We start from the raw sequence: 15,027 nt of genomic DNA, 5'->3' as shown, positions 1-15,027 counted from the left end.
CAGGCCGCTACCGGCCCGCACACAAAAAAACTGACACTCCCCTACAAATAATGAATGCACATACATTTTCAAAACAAACAAACAATCAAAAAAACCTCAAACCCCAAGAAACTGACACAACTCCCGTTTCTTGGCCAACGCATCCCGCCGCCCCAACTCAATCAACTCACTGCAATAACCCGCCTCGAACAGCAAATAACTCAACACCCCCGCCCCGCTGGTCTTGGTAGCCCCCGGCCCACGCAAAAACATGCGTAAAGCCGCCGGCAACTCCCGCCGGTGCCGTGCGGCAATCTCGTCCAGCGGCTGGCTGGGCGCCACCACCAGCACCTCGATCGGCGCCAACCCCAAACGCCGCGTATCCAGGTGCGCCGGCAGCAGATGGCTCAGGTGATTGAGCCGCTGCAGCAACTCGATATCGTCCTCGAGGCTGTCGATGAAGGTGCTGTTGAGCATGTGCCCGCCAATCTGCGCCAGGCTGGGCTGCTTGCCACTGAACACCCGCTGGGTCGGCAACGGCGGCGCCGGGCGCTGCGGGTTGCCACTGACCCCCACCACCAGCACCCGGCTGGCGCCAAGGTGCAACGCCGGGCTGATCGGCGCCGACTGGCGCACCGCGCCATCGCCGAAATACTCCTCGCCCAACAGTACCGGGGCAAACAGCAACGGGATGGCCGAGCTGGCCAGCAAGTGGTCGACCGTCAGCGGCGTCGGCATACCGATACGCCGGTGGCGCAGCCAGGGCTCGATGGCGCCCTGGCCCTGGTAGAAGGTCACCGCCTGCCCCGACTCATAGCCGAAAGCCGTCACGGCCACGGCGCGCAACTGGTTGGCCGCCAGCGAATGGGCGATGCCGTCCAGGTTCAGGTGTTCGTGCAACAGGCCGCGCAACGGTCGGCTGTCGAGCAAGGCCACCGGCAACTGGCCGCCGAGCCCCAGCAGGCTGTGGCCGACAAAGCGGCTGGCCTGGCGAATCACCCCCGGCCAGTCGCTGCGCAGCACCAGGTGGCTCTGAAAGTTCTGCCAGAAGGCCGTGAGCTGGTGTATCGAATCGGCGAAGCGGGTGGCGCCGCTGGCCAGCTTGACCGCATTGATCGCCCCGGCAGAGGTGCCGACGATCACCGGGAAGGGGTTGGCGGCGCCGGCCGGCAGCAGGTCGGCGATGCCGGCGAGCACGCCGACCTGGTAGGCGGCGCGGGCACCGCCACCAGAGAGGATCAGGCCGGTGGTTGGGGTCATGCTTCCTTCCTGGATCATGGTTGACAGGGCCGGCCTCTTCGCGGGTAAACCCGCTCCCACAGGTACAGCGCCGGGCTCAGGGTTTACACGCCCCCTGTGGGAGCGGGTTTACCCGCGAAGAGGCCGCCCCTGCAACAGAAACCGTCAGCGTTTTTTCTTGTCGTACAGCCGCGGCTCACCTTCAGGGCGCGACTTGAAGCGCCGGTGCGCCCACAGGTACTGCTCGGGGCATTCGCGCAGCACGCCTTCGACCCATTGGTTGATGCGCAGGCAATCGGCTTCTTCGGTTTCACCCGGGAAACCCTCCAGCGGCGGGTGCACCACCAGCCGGTAGCCGCTGCCGTCCTCCAGGCGCTTTTGGGTGAACGGGATCACCCGCGCCTTGCCCAGCCGGGCGAATTTGCTGGTGGCGGTGACCGTGGCCGCCGGGATGCCGAACAGCGGCACGAAGATGCTTTGCTTGGCGCCGTAGTCCTGGTCTGGTGCGTACCAGATCGCCCGGCCCTTGCGCAGCAGCTTGAGCATGCCGCGCACATCGTCACGCTCAACTGCCAGTGAGTCGGGGTTATGGCGCTCACGGCCACGGCGCTGGATGAAGTCGAACACGGCGTTGCCATGCTCGCGGTACATGCCGTCGATGGTGTGGGCCTGGCCCAGCAGCGCGGCGCCGATTTCCAGGGTGGTGAAGTGCACCGCCATCAATATCGCGCCCTCACCGTCACGCTGGGCGGCCTGCAGGTGCTCGATGCCCTCGATGTGCGCCAGGCGCGCCAGGCGGGCCTTGGGCCACCACCAGCTCATGGCCATCTCGAAGAAGGCGATGCCGGTGGAGGCGAAGTTTTCTTTCAGCAGGCGCTGCCGTTCGTCGCTGGAAAGCTCGGGGAAGCACAGCTCCAAGTTGCGGGCGGCAATGCGCCGGCGCTCGCCGGCCAGCCGGTACATCACCGCGCCCAGAGCGCGCCCCAGCCCCAGCAGTGCGCGGTAGGGCAACTGGGCGATCAGCCACAGCAGCCCCAGGCCGAGCCACAGGGCCCAGAATCGCGGGTGAAGGTAAAGGGTACGAAAACGCGGGCGTTCCATTGAAGCTTCCGGCAAGACAAGGGCCGGGCATTCTACATCGGTTGCGGGCAATCGGTCTTATCGCTATAAGTCAGGGCACTTTTTTCGCAACAAGCCGTCTATGCAGACCATGAGCCCCAACCAGACACCCGACACCGCCCCCGTGTTCCAGCTCAAGGGCAGCATGCTTGCCATCACCGTGCTGGAACTGGCGCGCAACGACCTCGAGTCCCTCGACCGCCAGTTGGCGGCCAAGGTCGTGCAGGCGCCGAACTTCTTCAGCAATACGCCGCTGGTGCTGGCGTTGGACAAGCTGCCTGCAGACGAAGGCGCCATCGACCTGCCCGGGCTGATGCGCATCTGCCGCCACCATGGCCTGCGCACGCTGGCGATTCGTGCCAGCCGCATCGAGGACATCGCCGCGGCAATCGCCATCGACCTGCCGGTGCTGCCGCCGTCCGGCGCCCGCGAGCGCCCGCTGGAGCCCGAGCCCGAGGTGAAAAAGCCAGAACCCGCGCCGCCACCGCCCCCTGCCCCGGCCGAACCCGAGGTGCGCCCGACGCGCATCATCACCTCGCCGGTGCGCGGCGGCCAGCAGATCTACGCCCAGGGCGGCGACCTGATCGTCACCGGCTCCGTGAGCCCGGGCGCGGAACTTCTGGCCGACGGCAACATCCATGTGTACGGCGCCATGCGCGGCCGTGCCCTGGCCGGCATCAAGGGCAACACCAAGGCGCGGATCTTCTGCCAGCAGATGACCGCCGAAATGGTCTCCATCGCCGGCCAGTACAGGGTCTGCGAAGACCTGCGCCGCGACCCGCTATGGGGGGCGCCGGTACAGGTCAGCCTGTCCGGCGATGTGTTGAACATCACCCGTCTTTAACGGATACTTGCCGGCATTTTTAGCGCAACTTTCATTACCGTTGCCGTTTTTTGTATTTGCAGGGACGCCTGTCCCGATTATTTAGGGGTGAAACACCTTGGCCAAGATTCTCGTGGTTACTTCCGGCAAGGGGGGTGTGGGCAAGACCACCACCAGCGCCGCCATCGGTACCGGCCTCGCGTTGCGCGGCCACAAGACTGTCATCGTCGACTTCGACGTCGGCCTGCGTAACCTCGACCTGATCATGGGCTGCGAACGCCGCGTGGTGTACGACTTCGTCAACGTGGTCAACGGCGAAGCCAACCTGCAACAGGCCCTGATCAAGGACAAGCGCCTCGAGAACCTGTTCGTGCTGGCCGCCAGCCAAACCCGCGACAAGGACGCTCTCACCCAAGAAGGCGTCGAAAAAGTCCTGATGGAACTGAAAGAACAGTTCGACTACGTCATCTGCGACTCCCCGGCCGGTATCGAAAAGGGCGCGCACCTGGCGATGTACTTCGCCGACGAAGCCATCGTCGTGACCAACCCCGAAGTGTCGTCGGTACGTGACTCGGACCGCATGCTGGGCATCCTGTCGAGCAAGTCGCGCCGCTCCGAGAACGGCGAGGAGCCGATCAAGGAACACCTGCTGATCACCCGTTACCACCCGGAGCGCGTCGAAAAGGGCGAAATGCTCAGCATCGCCGACGTCGAAGAAATCCTGGCGATCAAGCTCAAGGGCGTGATTCCGGAATCGCAAGCCGTACTGAAGGCCTCCAACCAGGGCATCCCGGTCATCCTTGACGACCAGAGCGATGCCGGCCAGGCGTACAGTGATACCGTTGACCGTCTGCTGGGCAAAGAAAAGCCCCTGCGGTTCATTGAAGTGCCGAAGCAAGGATTCTTCGCGCGACTGTTTGGAGGCAAGTAAACCATGAACCTTTTTGACTTCTTTCGTGGCAGGCAGAAACAGACCAGCGCGTCGGTAGCGAAAGAGCGTCTACAGATCATCGTGGCGCACGAGCGCGGCCAGCGCAGCACCCCGGACTACCTGCCCGCCTTGCAGAAGGAACTGGTCGAGGTGATCCGCAAGTACGTCAACATCGGCAACGACGATGTGCAGGTGGCACTGGAAAACCAAGGCAGCTGCTCGATCCTGGAGCTGAACATCACCCTGCCGGAACGCTGATTCAACCCAGCATTCCCAGGTACACCCGTGGGAGCGGGCTTGCCCCGCGATGGCTTTCGATGGCCATCGCGGGGCAAGCCCGCTCCCACAGTGCTTTTGCGAGACCCTGAAAAATGCCGCTGTCGAACATCCAGATCCTTCACGAAGACGCCGCCATCCTGGTGATCAACAAGCCGACCCTGCTGCTGTCGGTGCCGGGCCGTGCCGAGGACAACAAGGACTGCCTGATCACCCGCCTGCAGGAAAACGGCTACCCCGACGCGCTGATCGTGCACCGCCTGGACTGGGAAACCTCCGGCATCATCCTGCTGGCCCGTGACGCCGACAGCCACCGCGAGCTGTCGCGCCAGTTCCACGACCGCGAGACAGAAAAAGCCTACACCGCGCTGTGCTGGGGGCAACCGGCCCTGGACAGCGGCAGCATCGACCTGCCGCTGCGCTACGACCCGCCCACCAAGCCGCGCCACGTGGTGGACCACGAACAAGGCAAGCACGCGCTGACCTTCTGGCGCATCGTCGAGCGCTGCGGCGATTACTGCCGGGTGGAACTGACGCCGATCACCGGCCGTTCGCACCAGTTGCGCGTGCACATGCTGTCGATCGGCCACCCCCTGCTGGGCGACCGCCTGTACGCCAACCCCGAGGCGCTGGCAGCCCATGAGCGGCTGTGCCTGCATGCCTCGATGCTGAGCTTCACCCACCCGGTTTCCGGGGAGCGGTTGAAGTTCGAGTGCCCGGCACCGTTTTGAGGCCAAAGGGCCATCGCGGGGCAAGCCCGCTCCCACGCGGTATCGTCATGGCGTGGGAGCGGGCTTGCCCCGCGATAGCGCCAACACAAATTCCCGACCAACTGCGCTAAACTCGCGCCACTGCTGTCTGGAGTGAGTTATGCGCGAAGCACTGAATACCGGCCTGATCGAATTCCTCAAGGCCTCCCCGACGCCCTTCCATGCCACCGCAAGCCTGGCGCAGCGCCTCGAAGCCGCCGGCTACCAGCGCCTGGACGAGCGCGACAGCTGGGCCACGGTGCCCGGCGGGCGCTACTACGTCACCCGCAACGACTCCTCGATCATCGCCATCAAGCTGGGCAAGCATTCGCCGCTGATCGGCGGCATCCGCATGGTCGGCGCCCACACCGACAGCCCGTGCCTGCGGGTCAAGCCGCAGCCCGAGCTGCAGCGCCAGGGCTTTTTGCAACTGGGTGTCGAGGTTTACGGCGGCGCGCTGCTGGCGCCCTGGTTCGACCGCGACCTGTCGCTGGCCGGGCGTGTCACCTTCCGCCGTGACGGCAAGGTTGAAAGCCAGCTGGTGAACTTCAAGCTGCCGATCGCGATCATCCCCAACCTTGCCATTCACCTGAACCGCACCGCCAACGAAGGCTGGCAGATCAACCCGCAGAACGAACTGCCGCCGATTCTTGCCCAGGTGGCCGGCGACGAGCGCATCGACTTCCGCGCCCTGCTTACCGAGCAACTGGCCCGCGAGCACGAGCTCAACGCCGACGTGGTGCTGGACTACGAACTGAGCTTCTACGACACGCAAGATGCCGCGCAGATCGGCCTGAACGGCGACTTCATCGCCGGTGCCCGCCTGGACAACCTGTTGTCGTGCTACGCCGGCCTGCAGGCCCTACTGGCCGCCGAAGGCGATGAAACCTGCGTGCTGGTGTGCACCGACCACGAAGAGGTCGGCAGTTGCTCGGCCTGCGGCGCCGACGGCCCGATGCTCGAGCAGACCCTGCAGCGGCTGCTGCCGGACGGCGACGAGTACGTGCGTACCATCCAGCGCTCGCTGATGGTCTCGGCCGACAACGCCCACGGTGTGCACCCCAACTACGCCGACAAGCACGACGGCAACCATGGCCCCAAGCTCAACGCAGGGCCGGTGATCAAGGTCAACAACAACCAGCGCTACGCCACCAACAGCGAGACCGCCGGCTTCTTCCGCCACCTGTGCATGGCCGAAGAAGTCCCGGTGCAGAGCTTCGTGGTGCGCAGCGACATGGGCTGCGGCTCGACCATCGGCCCGATCACCGCCAGCCACCTGGGCGTGCGCACCGTGGACATCGGCCTGCCGACCTTTGCCATGCATTCGATCCGCGAGCTGTGCGGCAGCCATGACCTGGCGCACCTGGTGAAGGTGCTCGGGGCGTTCTACCGCAGCCGCGAGTTGCCGTAAGATCGCGTCGCCTTCTTCGCGGGCAAGCCCGCTCCCACATGCACCGCGCAGGTTTTGAAACCAGCGCAGAACCTTGTAGGAGCGGGCTTGCCCCGCGATTGGCCCGGCACCTGCCCTCGGTCAACCCGCCTCGCTGGCAAGCCGCTATGCTTGATACATGGCCCATCAAGCAAAAGGATTGCCGCTAATGTCCCCGTTCCTCTCGCTGTTCGTCCCGGTGTTCCTGTTCCTCATGCTGCTGACCATCGGCTTCAGCCTGCGCGAGCGCAACATCGGCGTGCTGATGATGTGGATCGGCACCCTGGGCATCTTCGGCCTCACCTGCTGGAAGATCCTGGAGAAACTGCCCACATAAACCTCTACACTCGGTCAATCGTTTGACCTGAGGTAGATTTCCCGGTGCCTGCACTCCTGCGTTGCCTGTCCCTCCTGCTGTTGCTGTTCGTCACCCCGCTGCATGCCGCCGGCCTGCCGGGGCTGCTGGGCAGCAGCGCCCCCGCCCAGCCCGAAGCGAGCGAACCGCTGGGCAAGTCGCTGGACGAGGTGATCAAGAACCTCGAGAACGACCAGCAACGGGCCAAGCTGCTGGCCGACCTGAAAAAACTGCGCGACGCCACCAAGCAATCGCAACCCACCGTCGAACAGGGCGTGCTCGGCCTGATCGGCGGCGCCCTGCATGATTTCGAAAAGCAGTTCAGCGGCGAGGCCAGCCCGTTCATCCGCTGGTCCGCAGAAATCGACCAGGCCCGCGACGAGCTGGCCGCGCTGGTGGTACCGGTGCACCAGTGGCCGGCGATCCTGTTCGGCTTTGCTGCAATCATTGCGGTGTGGAGCCTGCTGGCCTACGCCTTCAACTGGATCGGCCACCGCGTGCGGGTGCGTTTCGGCCTCACCGAAGAGCTGCCCCAGCACCCGCGCACCTGGGACCTGGTGCGCTTCGCCCTGCGCAAGCTCGGGCCCTGGCTGGTGGCGCTGGTGTTCACCGTGTACCTGAGCTTCGCCCTGCCCTCCTCGCTGGGCAAGTCGATGGCCATGGTGCTGGCCTACGCGCTGGTGGTCGGCACGCTGTTCTCGGCCATCTGCGTAATCGCCTTCTCGCTGCTGGACGGCCCGCACCGCCACCGCGCCCTGCACATACTGCGCCACCAAGCGTTCCGCCCGCTGTGGCTGATCGGCAGCTTCGCAGCCTTCGGCGAGGCGATGAGCGACCCGCGCCTGACCGCCGCCCTGGGCAGCCACCTGGCCCACGCCCTGGCCACCCTGGCCAACGTCATCGCCGCGCTGTGCACCGGGCTGTTCATCCTGCGTTTTCGCCGCCCCATCGCCCACCTCATCCGCAACCAGCCGCTGTCCCGCCGGCTGACCCGGCGCACCTTGAGCGACACCATCGAGATCCTCGGCAGCTTCTGGTTCATCCCGGCGCTGATCCTGGTGGCGATTTCGCTGTTCGCCACCTTCGTCTCCGCCGGCGACACCAGCACCGCCCTGCGCCAGTCGCTGATGTGCACGGTGCTGGTGGTGGTGTGCATGGTGCTCAACGGCCTGGTGCGCCGCCACGCCGCCAACCCCAAGCGCGCCAACAAGCGCCAGGCGGTGTATGCCGAGCGCTTGCGCAACTTCGGCTACCTGCTGCTGCACCTGTTCATCTGGCTGGTGTTCATCGAGCTGGGCCTGCGCGTGTGGGGCCAGTCGATGATCAGCTTCGCCGAGGGCGACGGCCACGAGATCAGCCTGCGCCTGCTGGGCCTGGCCGGCACCCTGATCGTCGCCTGGCTGGTGTGGATCCTCGCCGACACCGCCGTGCACCATGCCCTGGTGCACTCGCGCCGCGGGCTGGCCAACGCCCGGGCGCAGACCATGATGCCGCTCATCCGCAACGTGATGTTCGTGGTGATTTTCATCATTGCGGTGATCGTCGCCCTGGCCAACATGGGCATGAACGTCACCCCGCTGCTGGCCGGTGCCGGCGTGATCGGCCTGGCCATCGGCTTTGGCGCGCAATCGCTGGTGGCCGACCTGATCACCGGGCTGTTCATCATCATCGAGGACAGCCTGGCCATCGACGACTATGTCGATGTGGGCGGCCACCTGGGCACAGTCGAGGGCCTGACCATCCGCACCGTGCGCCTGCGCGACATCGACGGCATCGTGCACACCATCCCGTTCAGCGAGATCAAGAGCATCAAGAACTACTCCCGCGAGTTCGGCTACGCGATCTTCCGGGTGGCGATCCCCCACAGCATGAACATCGACCAGGCCATCACGCTGATCCGCGAAGTGGGCCAGAAGCTGCGCAGCGACCCGCTGATGCGCCGCAACATCTGGTCGCCGCTGGAGCTGCAGGGGGTGGAGAGCTTCGAATCGGGCTCGGCGATTTTGCGCGCGCGCTTCAAGACTGCGCCGATCAAGCAGTGGGAAGTATCGCGGGCGTTCAACCTTGCGTTGAAACGCCAGCTGGACGAGGCCGGGCTGGACCTGGCGACGCCGAGGTTGTCGGTGCAGGTGGTGACGGCGGGTGGTGCTCCAACAGCCGAAAAAGATTCCCTGTAGGAGATCACCCAGCCCTTCGGGCTGCGCTGTCGCGCAGAGCACTGGGCACGAATCCGCCGCGGCCCCTGTGGGAAGCGGCCTTGCCGGGGCGCCGTCCGGTCGAGATGGGCTGCGCAGCAGCCCCGGCAATTTTGCATGAGGCCGAGACCTTGGGGCCGCTTCGCGCCCCATCTCGACCGGACGGCGCCCCGGCAAGGCCGCTTCCCACAGTGACCGTGGCGCATCTGCGAGACCAGTTCTCTGCGCGACAGCGCAGCCCGCTGCGATCAAACCCTACCCCGCGTGCGCCCGAATGCAGATCGCATCATGCCGCCAGTACTCCAGGTCACAGTCGATCAAGTGCCCATGCTGGTCGCTGTTGACCCGGGTGATATGCAGCCCCGGGCTGCCGGCCGAGACTTTCAGCGCACTGGCCGCCTCGGCCGGCAAGGCGGTGGGCAGGATCTCGAAGCACACCTGCCCGTATTGAATGCGGTACTCCCGGGCGTAGATCTCGGTCAGTGACTGGGCCAGGTCCTGCTCCAGAATGCCCGGGAAGTACTTCGGGTTGAGGTAGTGCTCGGCATACAGCACCGCGCGCCCGTCGATGCGCCGCAAACGGCAGATGCGCACCACGCTGGACAGCGCCGGCAGGCGCAGCCGTGCGCAAATGGCCGCCGGGGCCGGTTGCAGGCGCGCCGACAGCAGCTCGGTAGTGGGCACCCGCCCCTGATCGCGCACCATGGCATGGAAGTGGCTACGCTCGATCAGGTCGTAGGTCAGGCGCTGGGGCGCAACGAACCAGCCACGCCGTTCCTCGCGGTAGATCAGCCCTTGGGCTTCCAGTTGCACCAGCGCTTCGCGCAGGGTGATGCGCGTGGTGTCGAACACCTCGCTGAGCTTGCGCTCGGCCGGCAGCTTGCCGCCGGGGGCCAGCAGGCCGTGTTCGATCTGCTCCTGCAGGGCTTGGCAAATGGCTGTTACCGCGCGCGGTGGCGTCGCTTGCATCAAAGGTTACCTATCTGGACTAGTCCAGCCCCATAACAGGGCAGGTGGAGAATAGAGCAAGCCTAGGCAGGGCTGATGAACATCCTGTGACAAAGGCCTTTGCCAGCACCTGCCAGATCCGGGCCAAGGCCCGAAGTTCAAGGCCTTGCCCGTGGTCTACGCTGTATCTCCAGGGCCTGAGCGGCCCGCCCCTTACATCAAATTGTCACGCAACCGGCCTACCTTGGCTCAAGGTTTGCTGACCTAGACCAACGTCAGGCAGGCACGGCTCACTCTCATAACAACGAATGCAAGGCACCCACCAAAGGAGCTTCGGATGAAAAAGTTGTTCATGGCGTCACTGCTCGGTTCGGCCATCGCTTTTTGCACCTCGGCCATGGCCGCCCAAGACCTCAGCGCCCTCAAGGCCCTTGAAGACGCCGCCCGCAAGGAAGGCACCGTCAACAGCGTGGGCATGCCCGATGCCTGGGCCAACTGGAAAGGCACCTGGGACGACCTTGCGAAAAAATACGGCTTGAAGCACAGCGACACCGACATGAGCTCGGCCCAGGAAATCGCCAAGTTCGATGCCGAAAAAGACAACGCCAGCGCCGACATCGGCGACGTGGGTGCAGCCTTCGGCCCGATCGCGGTGACCAAGGGCGTCACCCAGCCGTACAAGCCAAGCACCTGGGACCAGGTACCCACCTGGGCCAAGGATCAGGACGGCCACTGGGCCCTGGCCTATACCGGAACCATCGCCTTCATCATCAACAAGGACCTGGTCAAGGAAGGCGAGCGTCCGAAAACCTGGCACGACCTGGAAAAGGGCAAGTACAAGGTCGCCATCGGTGACGTCGGCACTGCGGCCCAGGCCGCCAACGGCGTGTTGGCCGCGGCCATTGCCTACAAGGGCGACGAAAGCAACATCGAGCCGGGCCTGCAGCTGTTTACCAAGCTGGCCCAGCAAAAGCGCCTGTCGCTGGCCAACCCGACCATCCAGACCCTCGAGAAGGGTGAGGTGGAAGTGGGCGTGGTGTGGGACTTCAACGGCCTGAGCTACCGCGACCAGATCGACCCGAAACGCTTCGAAGTGCTGATCCCCTCGGACGGCTCGATCACCTCGGGCTACACCACCATCATCAACAAGTACGCCAAGCACCCGAACGCCGCCAAGCTGGCCCGTGAGTACATCTTCAGCGACGCCGGGCAGACCAACCTGGCCATCGGCCACGCCCGCCCGATCCGCGCCGAGCACCTGAAGCTGCCGGCCGACGTGCAGGCCAAGCTGCTGCCCAACGAGCAGTACAAGGCCGCCCAGCCGATCAAGAACGCCGAAGCCTGGGAAGCGACCTCCAAGGCCCTGCCGCAGAAGTGGCAGGAGCAGGTGATCATCGAGATGGAATAACCGGCTGGCTTTTGTAGTGCCTGATCCGGCCCTTTCGCGGGTAAACCCGCTCCCACAGGTGCATCACAGGTATTGAGACTTGTACCGCCCCTGTGGGAGCGGGTTTACCCGCGAAGAAAGCAACGCGGTTTTTGACTGGAGCCACCATGCAACACAACGTCATCCTGGTCCTGCTCGACGGCCTCAACCACCAGGTCGCGCACCACGCCATGGGCCATCTGCACGCCTATGTCGAGGCCGACCGCGCTGCGCTGTACCGAATGGAATGCGAGCTGCCCTCGCTGTCGCGGCCCTTGTACGAATGCATCCTCACCGGCGTACCGCCGATCGACAGCGGCATCGTGCACAACAACGTCAACCGCCTGTCCAACCAGCGCAGCGTGTTCCACTATGCCCGCGAGGCCGGGCTGGGCACTGCTGCGGCGGCGTACCACTGGATGAGCGAGCTGTACAACCGCTCGCCGTTCGACCCGCAGCGCGACCGCCACACCCATGCCCCCAAGCTGCCGATCCAGCATGCCTTGTTCTACTGGGACGACCGCTACCCCGATTCGCACCTGCTGGCCGACGCCGAATACCTGCGTCGCCGCCATGCGCCGAACTTTCTGTTGGTGCACCCGATGAGCATCGACGATATCGGCCACCGCCACGGCCTGGACAGCAGCCAGTACCGCAACGCCGCGCGCAGCGCCGACATTCTGCTGGCCGACTACCTGCCGCGCTGGCTCGAGGAGGGCTACCAGGTGCTGGTGACCGCCGACCACGGCATGAACAACGACCGCTCGCACAACGGCCTGCTGGCCGAGGAGCGCGAGGTGCCATTGTTCGTGTTCGGCGACGCATTCAGCCTGGACCCGGCAGCCAAACCGCTGCAGACCGAACTGTGCGGCACCATTTGCGAGCTGCTCGGCGCGGCCCACGACAAGGCGGTTTGCCGGGAGCTGCTCAAGTGAGTTCGAACCCCCGTGGCCGCTACCTGGCCCTGCTCTGCCTGCTGCCGTTCGCCGTGTTCTTCATCATCTTCCAGATCGCCCCGCTGGCCTGGGTGGCCCTCAACAGCCTGCAAAGTGACGGCGGCTGGGGCCTGGCCAACTTCAGCAAGGTGTTCGCCTCGAAGTTCTACCTGCAAGCGCTGGAACGCAGCCTTGAGATCAGCTTCTGGTCGAGCCTGTTCGGCATCGTCATCGCAATGCTGGGCGCCTACTCGCTGCGCCAGGTGGACTCGAAGCTGCGCGACTTCGTCAGCGCCTTCGCCAACATGACCAGCAACTTCGCAGGCGTCCCCCTGGCGTTCGCCTTCATCATCCTGCTGGGCTTCAACGGCGCGCTGACCTTGCTGCTCAAGCAAATGGGCCTGCTGGGGGATTTCAGCATCTACTCCAAGACCGGGTTGATCCTGGTGTACACCTACTTCCAGATCCCCCTTGGCGTACTGCTGCTGTACCCGGCCTTCGATGCCCTGCGCGAAGACTGGCGCGAGTCCGCGGCATTGCTTGGGGCCAGCCACTGGCAATTCTGGCGCCATATCGGCCTGCCGGTGCTCACCCCCGCCTTGCTGGGCACCTTCGTCATCCTGCTGGCCAACGCCCTGGGCGCCTACGCCACGGTCTACGCCCTGACCACCGGCAACTTCAACGTGCTGCCGATACGCATCGCCGCGCTGGTGGCCGGCGACATCACCCTCGACCCGAACCTGGCCAGCGCCCTGGCCATGGTGCTGGTGGGGCTGATGACAGTGGTCACGGTGGTTCATCAATGGCTGCTCAAGAGGAGCTACCATGCGCACTGAAAAAACCTCGGCCGGGCTCTACCACCGGGTGGTGGTGTACCTGCTGTTTCTCATCCTGCTGTTGCCGCTGGCCGGCACCCTGCTCTATTCGTTTGCCACCAGCTGGTCGGCGACCCTGCTGCCCAGCGGCCTGACCTTCAAGTGGTATGTCGCGCTGTGGAGCGAGCCGCGCTTTCTGGCCGCCTTCGGCCAGTCGCTGCTGGTGTGCGTGGGCGCGCTGGTGCTTTCAGTAGTGCTGATCCTGCCGCTGTTGTTCGTGGTGCACTACCACTTCCCCAAGCTCGACGCGCTGATGAACGTGCTGATTCTGCTGCCGTTCGCAGTGCCGCCGGTGGTCTCGTCGGTGGGGCTGCTGCAACTGTATGGCAGCGGGCCGATGGCCATGGTCGGCACGCCGTGGATCCTCATCGGTTGCTACTTCACCATCGCCCTGCCGTTCATGTACCGGGCGATCACCAACAACCTGCAGGCGATCAACCTGCGCGACCTGATGGACGCCGCCCAACTGCTCGGTGCCAGCACCTGGCAGGCGGCGTTGCTGGTGGTGCTGCCCAACCTGCGCAAGGGCTTGCTGGTGGCGCTGCTGCTGTCGTTCTCGTTCCTGTTCGGCGAGTTCGTCTTTGCCAACCTGCTGGTGGGCACCCGCTACGAAACCCTGCAGGTGTACCTGAACAACATGCGCAACAGCAGCGGCCACTTCAACAGCGCACTGGTGATCTCCTACTTCGCCTTCGTGCTGGTACTGACCTGGGTCGCCAACCGCCTGAACAAGGACAAAACCTGACATGAGCTTCGTCAGCGTACAGAACCTGCAAAAAAGCTACGCCGGCAGCCCGGTGTTCGAGAACATCGACTGCCAGATCGAACGCGGCGAGTTTGTCACCCTGCTCGGCCCTTCGGGTTGCGGCAAGTCCACCCTGCTGCGCTGCATCGCCGGGCTGACCCCGGTGGACGCCGGGCAGATCCTGCTGGATGGCCAGGACATCGTGCCGGTAAGCCCGCAAAAGCGCGGCATCGGCATGGTTTTCCAAAGCTACGCGCTGTTCCCCAACATGACCGTGGAGCAGAACGTCGCCTTCGGCCTGCGCATGCAGAAGGTCAAGGGCGATGAAAGCCAGGCGCGGGTGCGTGAAGTGCTGGAGCTGGTAGAGCTGGCCAGCTTCGCCGCACGCTACCCGCACCAGTTGTCCGGTGGCCAGTGCCAGCGCGTGGCCCTGGCCCGCTCGCTGGTCACCCGCCCTCGCCTGCTGCTGCTGGACGAGCCGCTGTCGGCGCTGGATGCACGCATTCGCAAGCACCTGCGCGAACAGATCCGCGCCATCCAGCGCGAGCTGGGGCTGACCACCATTTTCGTCACCCACGACCAGGAAGAGGCGCTGACCATGTCGGACCGCATCGTCCTGATGAACCAGGGGCGCATCGTGCAAAGTGGCGATGCCGAAACCCTCTACACCGCGCCGGTCGACCTGTTCGCCGCGGGTTTTATCGGCAACTACAACCTGCTCGACGCCGACAGCGCCAGCCGCCTGTTGCAACGCCCGGTGGCCAGCCGCCTGGCGATCCGCCCGGAGTCGATCACCCTTGGGCTGAACGGCGAACTGGACGCCGAGGTGCGCAGCCACAGCCTGCTCGGCAACGTGATCCGCTACCGGGTGCAGGTGCGCGACGTGGAGTTGGTGGTGGACGTGCTCAACCGCTCGGCGGCCGACCTGCACGCCGACGGCCAGCGGGTATCCTTGTCGATCGACCCCACGGCGCTACGGGAAGTGGCCTAAGGAGAATCAACA

The 15,027-nt window shown here is 64.9% G+C and carries 15 protein-coding genes; 12 read left to right on the top strand and 3 right to left on the bottom strand.

Going from position 1 to position 15,027, the window contains the following annotated elements:
- Positions 1-96 precede the first annotated feature (96 nt).
- Both KSS93_RS10165 and KSS93_RS10160 read right to left on the bottom strand, forming a co-directional pair.
- A complete protein-coding gene (locus KSS93_RS10165) occupies positions 97-1,239 on the bottom strand; it encodes a patatin-like phospholipase family protein (RefSeq protein ID WP_217888163.1) in 1,143 nt (380 codons plus the stop codon).
- A gap of 144 nt (positions 1,240-1,383) precedes the next feature.
- Complete coding sequence (locus tag KSS93_RS10160) at positions 1,384-2,319, bottom strand: lipid A biosynthesis lauroyl acyltransferase (protein WP_217888162.1); 936 nt, start codon at positions 2,317-2,319, stop codon at positions 1,384-1,386.
- 100 nt (positions 2,320-2,419) lie between these two features.
- Between KSS93_RS10160 and minC the strand changes: the two genes are divergently transcribed.
- The 7 genes from minC (at position 2,420) to KSS93_RS10125 (ending at position 9,077) form a co-directional block, all read left to right on the top strand.
- Positions 2,420-3,181: a septum site-determining protein MinC gene (gene minC, locus KSS93_RS10155; protein ID WP_217888161.1), complete on the top strand. Its 762-nt coding sequence runs from the start codon at positions 2,420-2,422 to the stop codon at positions 3,179-3,181.
- Positions 3,182-3,278: 97 nt separating this feature from the next.
- Entirely contained in the window at positions 3,279-4,091 is an 813-nt protein-coding gene (minD, locus tag KSS93_RS10150) for a septum site-determining protein MinD (protein WP_054893840.1), read from the top strand.
- 3 nt (positions 4,092-4,094) lie between these two features.
- A complete protein-coding gene (gene minE / locus KSS93_RS10145; RefSeq protein WP_011532731.1) occupies positions 4,095-4,349 on the top strand; it encodes a cell division topological specificity factor MinE in 255 nt (84 codons plus the stop codon).
- Positions 4,350-4,462: 113 nt separating this feature from the next.
- Positions 4,463-5,098, top strand: a complete 636-nt coding sequence (locus KSS93_RS10140) for an RluA family pseudouridine synthase (RefSeq protein ID WP_011532730.1) — start codon at positions 4,463-4,465, stop codon at positions 5,096-5,098.
- Positions 5,099-5,237: 139 nt separating this feature from the next.
- Positions 5,238-6,527, top strand: coding sequence for a M18 family aminopeptidase (locus KSS93_RS10135; protein WP_217888160.1), 1,290 nt, complete (start codon positions 5,238-5,240; stop codon positions 6,525-6,527).
- 187 nt (positions 6,528-6,714) lie between these two features.
- Complete coding sequence (locus KSS93_RS10130) at positions 6,715-6,882, top strand: hypothetical protein (RefSeq protein ID WP_011532728.1); 168 nt, start codon at positions 6,715-6,717, stop codon at positions 6,880-6,882.
- A 44-nt stretch (positions 6,883-6,926) separates the two neighbouring features.
- The gene (locus KSS93_RS10125) at positions 6,927-9,077 is read left to right on the top strand and encodes a mechanosensitive ion channel family protein (protein WP_217888159.1); all 2,151 of its coding nucleotides are present in this window, start codon (positions 6,927-6,929) and stop codon (positions 9,075-9,077) included.
- A 273-nt stretch (positions 9,078-9,350) separates the two neighbouring features.
- Here KSS93_RS10125 and phnR read toward each other — a convergent pair whose 3' ends face one another.
- Complete coding sequence (gene phnR, locus KSS93_RS10120) at positions 9,351-10,064, bottom strand: phosphonate utilization transcriptional regulator PhnR (protein WP_217888158.1); 714 nt, start codon at positions 10,062-10,064, stop codon at positions 9,351-9,353.
- 316 nt (positions 10,065-10,380) lie between these two features.
- Here phnR and KSS93_RS10115 point away from each other — a divergent pair, with 316 nt between their 5' ends.
- The 5 genes from KSS93_RS10115 to KSS93_RS10095 all read left to right on the top strand — a co-directional run bounded on the left by KSS93_RS10115 (position 10,381) and on the right by KSS93_RS10095 (position 15,015).
- Positions 10,381-11,451, top strand: a complete 1,071-nt coding sequence (locus tag KSS93_RS10115; protein ID WP_217888157.1) for an ABC transporter substrate-binding protein — start codon at positions 10,381-10,383, stop codon at positions 11,449-11,451.
- 146 nt (positions 11,452-11,597) lie between these two features.
- The gene (locus KSS93_RS10110; RefSeq protein WP_217842268.1) at positions 11,598-12,404 is read left to right on the top strand and encodes an alkaline phosphatase family protein; all 807 of its coding nucleotides are present in this window, start codon (positions 11,598-11,600) and stop codon (positions 12,402-12,404) included.
- Positions 12,401-13,240 (top strand): ABC transporter permease, encoded by an 840-nt coding sequence (locus tag KSS93_RS10105; protein ID WP_217888156.1) that lies wholly within the window; start codon positions 12,401-12,403, stop codon positions 13,238-13,240. The genes KSS93_RS10110 and KSS93_RS10105 overlap by 4 nt, the downstream gene beginning before the upstream one ends.
- On the top strand, positions 13,230-14,024 hold the full coding sequence (locus tag KSS93_RS10100; protein ID WP_217888155.1) for an ABC transporter permease: 795 nt from the start codon (positions 13,230-13,232) through the stop codon (positions 14,022-14,024). Before KSS93_RS10105 ends, KSS93_RS10100 begins: the two co-directional genes overlap by 11 nt.
- A 1-nt stretch (position 14,025) precedes the next feature.
- Entirely contained in the window at positions 14,026-15,015 is a 990-nt protein-coding gene (locus tag KSS93_RS10095; protein WP_217888154.1) for an ABC transporter ATP-binding protein, read from the top strand.
- Positions 15,016-15,027 lie beyond the last annotated feature (12 nt).

This window comes from Pseudomonas xanthosomatis, from assembly GCF_019139835.1.
GTDB lineage: Bacteria > Pseudomonadota > Gammaproteobacteria > Pseudomonadales > Pseudomonadaceae > Aquipseudomonas > Aquipseudomonas fakonensis.
This window is presented reverse-complemented; position numbering and strand designations above follow the sequence as displayed.

What these genes read in the sequence shown, in the direction of transcription:
- KSS93_RS10165 (WP_217888163.1), bottom strand. Translation starts at nt 1,239, where the DNA reads ATGACCCCAACCACCGGCCTGATCCTCTCTGGTGGCGGTGCCCGCGCC.
- KSS93_RS10160 (WP_217888162.1), bottom strand. Translation starts at nt 2,319, where the DNA reads ATGGAACGCCCGCGTTTTCGTACCCTTTACCTTCACCCGCGATTCTGG.
- minC (WP_217888161.1), top strand. Translation starts at nt 2,420, where the DNA reads ATGCAGACCATGAGCCCCAACCAGACACCCGACACCGCCCCCGTGTTC.
- KSS93_RS10140 (WP_011532730.1), top strand. Translation starts at nt 4,463, where the DNA reads ATGCCGCTGTCGAACATCCAGATCCTTCACGAAGACGCCGCCATCCTG.
- KSS93_RS10130 (WP_011532728.1), top strand. Translation starts at nt 6,715, where the DNA reads ATGTCCCCGTTCCTCTCGCTGTTCGTCCCGGTGTTCCTGTTCCTCATG.
- KSS93_RS10110 (WP_217842268.1), top strand. Translation starts at nt 11,598, where the DNA reads ATGCAACACAACGTCATCCTGGTCCTGCTCGACGGCCTCAACCACCAG.
- KSS93_RS10135 (WP_217888160.1), top strand. Translation starts at nt 5,238, where the DNA reads ATGCGCGAAGCACTGAATACCGGCCTGATCGAATTCCTCAAGGCCTCC.
- phnR (WP_217888158.1), bottom strand. Translation starts at nt 10,064, where the DNA reads ATGCAAGCGACGCCACCGCGCGCGGTAACAGCCATTTGCCAAGCCCTG.
- minE (WP_011532731.1), top strand. Translation starts at nt 4,095, where the DNA reads ATGAACCTTTTTGACTTCTTTCGTGGCAGGCAGAAACAGACCAGCGCG.
- KSS93_RS10095 (WP_217888154.1), top strand. Translation starts at nt 14,026, where the DNA reads ATGAGCTTCGTCAGCGTACAGAACCTGCAAAAAAGCTACGCCGGCAGC.
- KSS93_RS10100 (WP_217888155.1), top strand. Translation starts at nt 13,230, where the DNA reads ATGCGCACTGAAAAAACCTCGGCCGGGCTCTACCACCGGGTGGTGGTG.
- KSS93_RS10115 (WP_217888157.1), top strand. Translation starts at nt 10,381, where the DNA reads ATGAAAAAGTTGTTCATGGCGTCACTGCTCGGTTCGGCCATCGCTTTT.